This is a genomic window from Hydrogenophaga sp. (assembly GCF_041633695.1).
GTDB lineage: Bacteria > Pseudomonadota > Gammaproteobacteria > Burkholderiales > Burkholderiaceae_C > Hydrogenophaga.
On record NZ_JBFJMY010000187.1, the window covers coordinates 1 to 7,702 of the forward strand.

A 7,702-nucleotide genomic window follows, 5' to 3' on the forward strand; every position below is an offset into this window, starting at 1 on the left:
AGCCCGGCAGCGGCAGGCTGCGCAATGCCAAGCGGGTGCGCCAAGCCAGCACACCGACCGTGAGCAGGCTGCACCACCACGGAATGTGGGCGATCTGCAGGAACACCACCCAGGCGATGACCGCGAGCAGGAACAAGGTGTCGCGCGCGTCGCGGGGCAGTTGGCCCAGTCGGTGGGTGGCCATGTTCAACACAGGGCCAAGGCCTCCAGGCATCGCGCGCGGTGGGCCGCGCCCTGGTCTGGTGCGCATTGCCAGCGGGGCAGACGCATGCCGTAGTCCAGTCCCAGTCGGTCGGCCATCAGCACCCAGGCGGTGAGCCGGGACAGCCGGGCCTCCGGTTCACCCAGGCCACACTGTGTGTGGTCCAGCCACAGTTGCTGTCGCTGGCTGGAGAGCGCGTCGCGGCTGACCAGGTCGTCGCGGCCACTGGCGAAGGCCTTGGCCGCCTGTTTCCAGACCACGGCCCTGAGCGGGTCGCCCCGGCGGTAGGCGCGCACGCCGTCGAACTCACCGGTGGCCTGCACGCGGGCACCTCCGGCGTGGCCGGGCTGGGGTTCGCCACCCGGCAACGGTGGGGGGTGGGCTTCGGGCTGTGGGTAGACCAGCACCGGCACTGCCGGGCGCCAGACCGTCCAGACGCGGAAGGTGCCCAGCGGAAACAAGGTCTGTGCGGTCAAGGGCTCCACCGCATGCCAGCCGCGGCGCGGCGCTGGCCAGGCCACTTGCAGCACAGCGTCGCCCTGCGCTGGCACATCGGTCCAGGCCAGGGCGGTGTGCGCCTTGTCCTGGCCCATCACGCCCAGACCAATGCCGTACCGGGATTTTTTGCGTTCGCTGGACAAGCGGATGTCGAGCAGCACGGCCTGGCCAGCGTGGACCGGCGCTGGTGGTGCAAGGTGCAGCGTCAGGCCACGCAGATTGCCATGGCATAGGTGCATGCCCACGAGCGCGCTGCCCGCGAGCAGAAACGTCAGCAGATAACCGAGGTTGAGCTGGTAATTGATGCTGGCCACCAGCAGCACCAGCAGGGTCAAAGCCAGCATCCACCCGGCGCGGGTGGGCAGGATGTAGACATTGCGCTGTGTCAGCAACTGGGTGTCGGTCGCGGGCAGGCGGTTGAAGAACCACTGCCGCACCCGATGGCGCAGGCGGCGCACAGGGTGGCGCCAGCTCGGCGCAGGCGCCGGGGTGGATTTGCCGGCGGATGGGTGGACAGCGCGCACGGCGGGGCCCCGGGTTCAGGGAAGCGGGGTCGCGTCGATCATGGCCCTGACTTGCTCCACCGAGCCGCGCCCGGCATCGCTCACCGGCACCAGCCGGTGCGCGACGGTTTGCGGCAGGATGGCGGCGATGTCGTCGGGCGCCACATAGTCGCGGCCCGCCAGAAAAGCCTGTGCCTTGGCCGAGCGCAACACGGCAATGGCCGCGCGCGGTGAGAGACCTTGCAGAAACCAGCGTCCCGAGCGGGTGGCGGCGACCAGATCTTGCACATACTCCAGCACCGGTTCGGCGGTGTGCACCGCTTGCACCGTCTGCTGCAGCTGGGCCAGATCGGTGGGCGTGAGCACGGCGGGCAGGTGCTCCAGCATGTCGCGCCGGTCTTGCCCACGCAGCAGTTCGCGCTCGGCGGCCCGGTCGGGGTAACCCAGTGAGAGCCGCATGTGGAAGCGGTCGAGCTGGGATTCGGGCAGGGCGTAGGTGCCGAGCTGGTCGTGCGGGTTCTGCGTGGCGATGACGAAGAAGGGCATGGGCAGGGGGCGCGTGGCGCCTTCCACCGTGACCTGTTTTTCCTCCATCGCTTCGAGCAGCGCACTCTGCGTCTTGGGGCTGGCGCGGTTGATTTCGTCGGCCAGCAAGACCTGCGCAAACACCGGCCCGGGGTGGAAGACAAAACCCTCGCGGCCGCGTTCGTAGATGGACACGCCGGTGAGATCGCTGGGCATCAGGTCGGCGGTGAACTGCACGCGGGAAAACTGCAAGCCAAATGAGCGTGAAAGCGCATGCGCCAAGGTGGTTTTTCCGACGCCGGGAACGTCTTCGATCAGCAGGTGTCCACCAGCCAGCAGGCAGGCCACGCAGTCGGAAACCTGGGCTGTTTTGCCCACGATGACCGTGTTAAGCTGGTTCAACAACCGGTGTATTTTTGTGTCGGCGAGCATGCCACGAACCTTACCGTAAAAAATGCCATGGGCCAGGCCACAGGATATTTCACACACAAAGATTGCTGGCGACACGAAATGGGCGGGGGCCACCCCGAATGCCCGGCCCGGCTGGACGCGATCGAAGACCGCTTGCTCATTTCAGGCCTGGACGTGGCGCTGGAACGGCGGGAGGCTTCGCAGGCCTCGATCACCGATCTGGAGCTGGCGCATTCGCGCATGCACATCGCGGCCCTGCGTGGTTTGAGCGACAGTTTGCGCGACGACATCGCCGCCGGCGGCCCGACCCACAGCCAGCTGGATCCGGACACCTCGATCAACATCCATTCGTGGGACGCGATCCTGCGCGCGGCAGGCGCGGCCATTGACGCCACCGACGCCGTGATGGCAGGCGAAATAGCCAATGCTTTTTGCGCCGTGCGCCCGCCCGGCCACCACGCGACCCGTGCCGGCGCCATGGGCTTTTGTTTCGTCAACAACGTGGCGGTGGCCGCGAAATACGCGCTGGAGCGCCACGGATTGAAGCGCGTGGCCATTGTCGATTTCGACGTGCACCACGGCAACGGTACCGAAGACATCGTGGCCGGCGACGAGCGCATTCTGATGTGCAGTTTTTTCCAGCACCCCTTCTACCCGGAGGGCGGCAGCCGCTCCAATGCCAGCAACCTGGTCAATCTGCCGGTGCCGGCCTATACCAAGGGCATGGACATCCGCGAGTTGATCGACATGATGTGGATACCGCGCCTGGAAGCGCACAAACCCCAGCTCGTTTTCATCAGTGCGGGCTTTGACGCGCACCGCGAAGACGACATGGGCCAGCTGGGCCTGGTGGAACAAGACTACGCCTGGATCACGCAGCGCATCAAGGACGTGGCCCTGCGCCACGCCAAAGGCCGCATCGTGAGTTGCCTCGAAGGCGGCTACAGCCTGAGCGCGCTGGCGCGCAGCGTGGAAGCGCATTTGCGGGTGCTGGCCGATGTCTGAGCCCGGGCGCCGGGACACCGCAGAAAGGCAGAACACATGAGCACCAACGATCCCATTCTCTTGCAGCGCTCGGATGCGCGCGGCGTGTACACCCTCACGCTCAACGCGCCGCGCCAGTTCAATGTGCTGAGCGAAGCCTTGATGGATGCCCTGCACGCAGCGCTCGATCAGATCGCCGCCGACCCGAACGCGCGCGTGGTGGTGATCGCCGCCAGTGGGCGCGCCTATTGCGCTGGCCACGACTTGAAGCAGATGCGGGCGCAGCCGGAACTGGCTTACTACCAGGCGCTGTTCGCCCGCTGTACCCGCTTGATGATGGCGATTCGCCGGCTGGAGCTGCCGGTGATCGCTGCGGTGCAAGGCCTGGCGACTGCGGCCGGCTGCCAGCTGGTGGCGCAATGCGACCTCGCGGTCGCGGCGGACAGCGCCACCTTTGGCGTCAACGGCATCGATGTCGGCCTGTTTTGCGCCACGCCCAGCGTGGCGCTCTCGCGCAACGTCTTGCCCAAGCAGGCGCTGGAGATGTTGCTGACCGGCGACTTCATCGACGCCCACACCGCCATGGCGCGCGGCTTGGTCAACCACGTGGTGCCCGCCGAACAGCTCGACGCGCGGGTGGTTCAACTGGTGGACCGGTTGCTGGACAAACCGCGCGAAGCCCTTGCCCTGGGCAAAGCACTGTTCTACCGGCAACTCGAAACCGGCATGGAAGCGGCCTACCAGATGGCTGGACAAACCATGGCCTGCAACATGGCCCAGGAAGTGGCCCAGGAGGGCGTTCAGGCCTTCATCGACAAGCGCCCACCCACCTGGCGCAATTGATACGACTTCTTTTGACCAACGCGCAAGCATTGCGTCGACCTTTTCACCACCGCATCCATGACAAGCACCGTGCCCTCGCTGGTTCCTGAAATTCCGGCGGTTCCGCCGCCCATCGACGATTTTGATCGGTGGATTTCCGCCTTTTTGCAACCCTCGGTCGGTGTCGAGCTGGCGGTGCTGGTGGTTTGCATCGCAGCCGCCTGGGGCTTGAGCGCGCTGCTGCGCCGCGGCCTGGGCATGCAGGAGGAAAGAAAGTCCATCCTGTTCGGGCGCCGCGTGATCGATGGCGTGCTGTTTCCGCTGGTCTTGCTGGTGCTGGGCTATGTGGCCCGCGCGGCGCTGTTCAAATTCGTGCCCCTGGCGGTGTTCCGGGTCTTGATCCCGGTGTTGATCTCGCTGGTGGTGATCCGGGTCGGGGTCAAGGTGTTGCAGGTGGCGTTCGCGAGCGCGCCTTGGGTGAAGGCGCTGGAGCGCACGATTTCGTGGGCGGCCTGGGGCGCCATGGTGCTGTGGGTCAGTGGCCTGTTGCCTCTGATACTGGTGCAGCTCGAAGCCATCACCTGGACCGTGGGTGGAGCCGCCATTTCGCTGCGCACCATGATCGAAGGCGTGCTGACGGCAGGTGCGGTGCTCATCCTCGCGCTCTGGATTTCTTCTGCCATCGAAGCCCGCTTGCTGCGCTCGGCCCGGGGCAGTGAACTCTCGCTGCGCAAGGCTTTGAGCAATGCCACCCGCGCGCTGCTCATGTTTGTGGGTTTGATCGTGGCCTTGTCGGCGGTGGGCATAGACCTCACAGCCTTGTCGGTGCTGGGCGGCGCCATTGGTGTGGGCATTGGTTTTGGCTTGCAGAAACTGGCGGCCAACTACGTGAGCGGTTTTGTCATATTGGCCGAGCGCAGCATGCGCATCGGCGACAACGTGCGGGTCGACAACTTCGAAGGGCGCGTCACCGACATCAATATGCGCTACACCGTGATCCGCTCGCTCACCGGTCGCGAATCCATCGTGCCCAATGAAATGCTGATCACCAACCGGGTGGAGAATCTGTCGCTGGCCGACACCAATGTCTGGCAGTCCACTGTGGTGTCGGTGGCCTACGACAGCGATGTGGATCTGGTGATGCGCCTGTTGTCGGAGGCGGCCCTGTCCCAGCCGCGTGTGCTGCGCAGTCCCGAGCCGTCGGTGGCTTTGTCGGCCTTCGGCGCCGATGGGCTGGAGTTCACCATGGGTTACTGGATCGGCGACCCCGAGAACGGACAGCTCAATCTGCGCTCCTTGATCAACCGCCGCATCCTGCAGTCGCTGCGCGAGAACGGCGTTGAAATTCCGTACCCGCAGCGCGTCATCCACATGAAAAACATGAAAACCGAGGCGTGAGCGCCTCGGCGTGCGCGCGGGGTCAGCGCATCAGGCTGGGCAACCAGAGCGCGATGGCTGGGAAGGCGATCAGGATCGCCAGACGCAACACATCGGCGGCCACGAAGGGCCACACGCCGCGGTAAATCGCGCCCAGCTTGACGTCGGGCAGCAGCGAGTTGATGACAAACAGGTTGAGGCCCACCGGAGGTGAAATCAGGCCGATTTCCACAATCGTCACGATCAGGATGCCGAACCAAACGGCATCGAATCCCAGCCCGGTGATCACCGGGAAAAACACCGGGATGGTCAGCAACACGATGGCCAGTTCTTCCATCACCATGCCCAGCGCGAGGTAAATCCCCATCATCATCACCACCACCAGAATCGGGTGCGGGCTGAACTGCAAGATGAAGTCGCGCAGATCACCCGGCATGCTGGTGAAGTTGATGAAGTTGGTGAAGATCATCGCTGCGATCAAGATGGTGAACAGCATCGCGGTGGTGCGCGCGCTTTCGATCAAGACGTCGAACAGCACACGGGGCGTGAGCGATCCGCGCAGCAGAGCGAATCCGAACGCGCCAGCCGCACCGACGCCAGCACCTTCGGTGGCGGTGAACACACCGCCGTAAATGCCGCCGATCACCAAGGCAAACAGCAGCGCCACGCCCCAGATACCCCGGATCGCCTGCAGCCGCTGCGCCCAGGTGAATTTTTCTGCAGGTGGGCCGGCTTCAGGGTCGCGCCAGGTCACAAACACCACGCCCAAACAAAGGCAGGCGATGGCCACCAGACCCGGCAGAATCCCGGCGATGAACAGTTTGCCGATGTCGGTCTCGGTGATGATGCCGTAGATCACCAAGATGGTGGAGGGCGGAATCAGAATGCCGAGCGTGCCACCAGCCGCGATGGCGCCAGTGGCCAGCGTGTCTTTGTAGCCGTGGCTCTTCATTTCGGGGTACGCCACACGCGTCATGGTGGCGGCGGTGGCGATGGACGATCCGCAGATCGAACCAAAGCCGCCCGAGGCGATGATGCTGGCCATGGCCAGGCCGCCGCGGCGGTGGCCGACAAACGAGTTCGCGGCGTTGAAGAGCTCTTTGGCCATGCCTGCACGGGCCACGAAGTTGCCCATGAGCACAAACAAGGGGATGACCGATAACACGTAGTGAAAACCGGTCTCGAAGATCACTTGGCTGGTGCTGGCAAATGCCGGGCCCCAACCCCGCATCAAACCCATGCCCACTACACCAGCAATGGCCATGGCCACGGCCAAGGGGATGCGCAGAAACGCCAGCGAAAAGACGGCGAGAAAACCCAGGGTGGCTTCGATCATGGTGCAGGTGTTTTCAGAAATTCGGATGGGGCCGGACCATGGTCCGGCGCAGGCAAGACCATGAACGCCAACAGCAGATGGACCAAACCGGTCAGCACGAGCAAGCCCGCCATCAACCAGGCCACCGGCGCGATGCTGAGCTGCAGGTGCACCGTGGTGTCGCCGTACTCGGCAAAGCGCTCGGCGCGCGTGGTCATCAAATAACCCAGAAAGGCGAACACCATGGCACTGATGAGGTTCACGGTGCGGCGCTGGATGCTGCGCAGCCAGTCGGGAATCACCGCGTCCAGGGAATCAAACACCACATGTTCGCCGCGCCAGGACACCAGCGGCAGCGCAGCGAAGATCACCACCACCATCAGGATCTCGGTGAGTTCCAGGGCGCCTGGGATGGAGTTGTTCAGAAACTTCCGACCCAGCACGTCGAACAGGGTCAGCCACATGATGGAAAACAAGGCCATGGCGGCCATCACGCCGGTGGACCAATGCAGCAGCCGTTCCAGTGTTTTGAGCATGTGGAGATGTCCTGGGCAGAAGGGCAGAAAAAGCCGATGGGCAAGCCGGTGAGGGCGGCCCAAACGGCTCCTGGATAAAAAGAAGGGGCCTTATCAGCCCCTGGGGAGTTATTTCACTTTGGCGATTTCTGCCCGGAATTCTGCCAGCACCTTCTTGGGCTCTGCCAAGCCTTTGACTTGAGCGCTTGCGGCCCATTTGGTTTCCAGGTAGTCCTGCTTGTCGGCCACCGCTTTCACAAAGGCCTTGCTGGCCTGGATGCGGGCCACGCCCTGGGCTTTTTGTATGTCTCGGCTGGCGGCGTCGACCTTGTCCCAGCCTTCACCAAACATGCGCGCAGCGACTTCACCCGAGAGCTTGTCCACCACGGCCTTGTCCTGGGCCGACAGCGCCTTGTACTTGCCTTCGTTCATCATGAACACAAAGCTGGTGTTGTACAGACCACCGGGAAACACGGTGGCGTGTTTGATCATGCTGAGCTTGAAGGAGGCCACCGACTCGTCTGGGAAAAACGTGCCGTCCATGACGCCG

General features: G+C 64.1%; 8 protein-coding genes and 1 pseudogene. 3 read left to right on the plus strand and 6 right to left on the minus strand.

Annotated features, from left to right (window positions below; all coding sequences use genetic code 11):
• The 3 genes from ABYB95_RS12670 to ABYB95_RS12680 all read right to left on the minus strand — a co-directional run.
• Positions 1 to 184: hypothetical protein (locus ABYB95_RS12670; protein ID WP_372658919.1), on the minus strand; the 184-nt coding region annotated here is incomplete at its 3' end.
• Between the two features lie 2 nt (positions 185 to 186).
• Positions 187 to 1,224 (minus strand): DUF58 domain-containing protein, encoded by a 1,038-nt coding sequence (locus ABYB95_RS12675; RefSeq protein WP_372658920.1) that lies wholly within the window; start codon positions 1,222 to 1,224, stop codon positions 187 to 189.
• A gap of 15 nt (positions 1,225 to 1,239) precedes the next feature.
• Positions 1,240 to 2,160: an AAA family ATPase gene (locus ABYB95_RS12680; RefSeq protein ID WP_372658921.1), complete on the minus strand. Its 921-nt coding sequence runs from the start codon at positions 2,158 to 2,160 to the stop codon at positions 1,240 to 1,242.
• Between the two features lie 27 nt (positions 2,161 to 2,187).
• Between ABYB95_RS12680 and ABYB95_RS12685 the strand changes: the two genes are divergently transcribed.
• Genes ABYB95_RS12685 through ABYB95_RS12695 form a run of 3 tightly spaced genes read left to right on the plus strand, consistent with a single transcriptional unit; the run spans position 2,188 to position 5,343 of the window.
• Entirely contained in the window at positions 2,188 to 3,144 is a 957-nt protein-coding gene (locus tag ABYB95_RS12685; RefSeq protein WP_372658922.1) for a histone deacetylase family protein, read from the plus strand.
• Positions 3,145 to 3,180: 36 nt separating this feature from the next.
• A complete protein-coding gene (locus ABYB95_RS12690) occupies positions 3,181 to 3,966 on the plus strand; it encodes an enoyl-CoA hydratase (protein WP_372658923.1) in 786 nt (261 codons plus the stop codon).
• Positions 3,967 to 4,023: 57 nt separating this feature from the next.
• A complete protein-coding gene (locus ABYB95_RS12695; protein ID WP_372658924.1) occupies positions 4,024 to 5,343 on the plus strand; it encodes a mechanosensitive ion channel family protein in 1,320 nt (439 codons plus the stop codon).
• Between the two features lie 22 nt (positions 5,344 to 5,365).
• On the opposite strand, the gene ABYB95_RS12700 is transcribed toward ABYB95_RS12695, so the two are convergent.
• From ABYB95_RS12700 to ABYB95_RS12710, 3 genes and pseudogenes are all read right to left on the minus strand, one after another.
• The gene (locus ABYB95_RS12700; protein ID WP_372658925.1) at positions 5,366 to 6,658 is read right to left on the minus strand and encodes a TRAP transporter large permease; all 1,293 of its coding nucleotides are present in this window, start codon (positions 6,656 to 6,658) and stop codon (positions 5,366 to 5,368) included.
• Positions 6,655 to 7,173 carry a TRAP transporter small permease gene (locus ABYB95_RS12705; protein ID WP_372658926.1) on the minus strand — a complete coding sequence of 173 codons (519 nt, stop codon included), beginning with the start codon at positions 7,171 to 7,173 and terminating at the stop codon, positions 6,655 to 6,657. The genes ABYB95_RS12700 and ABYB95_RS12705 overlap by 4 nt, the downstream gene beginning before the upstream one ends.
• Before the next feature lie 108 nt (positions 7,174 to 7,281).
• Positions 7,282 to 7,702, minus strand: a pseudogene (locus tag ABYB95_RS12710) (ABC transporter substrate-binding protein); the annotation flags it as partial.